This window comes from Bradyrhizobium campsiandrae (genome assembly GCF_014529705.1).
GTDB classification, from domain to species: Bacteria; Pseudomonadota; Alphaproteobacteria; order Rhizobiales; family Xanthobacteraceae; genus Bradyrhizobium; species Bradyrhizobium campsiandrae.
On record NZ_JAANIH010000227.1, the window covers coordinates 1 to 427 of the forward strand.

Consider the following 427-nt stretch of genomic DNA (forward strand, 5'->3'; position numbering starts at 1 on the left):
CCGCACATCATGCCTCAAGTACACTTAGTGTTCATTTTTTTACCATAATAGTTAGTCATGTCAGCTTTTCCTTCCTTCCAAAATTAGTATATTTAAAAGATACACTAGCCGCTAATCTTTGTCAAGCTTACTCTGTCTGTTACAGAAAATCTTTTCACCAAAAAGTAGTAATTTGCTATACTTTAACTTGCTTAAACTGGAAAGGACTAGATTATGATCGAGAAAAACGAATTGCCGATTTTGGAATATGATCCGGTTTCCCAGGAAGTTCTGAAGCCGGGCCATGATAATGAAGGCGTAAGGCTGCCGGAAAAATGCCTCTTTGCCTTCTTAGGGGACGAAGTCGATAAGTATGACGCGCAGGTAAAGGCAACTGTGGCTGACCACTTTATTACGATTGACCGCCTGCGGCCGATCTATATTATTT

The 427-nt window shown here is 40.3% G+C and carries 1 protein-coding gene; it reads left to right on the forward strand.

Features of this window, described 5'->3' with window-relative positions; translation table 11 throughout:
* Positions 1-213: 213 nt before the first annotated feature.
* Positions 214-427 (forward strand): hypothetical protein (locus tag G8O24_RS47200; RefSeq protein ID WP_497717869.1); only part of this gene is annotated, 214 nt, incomplete at its 3' end.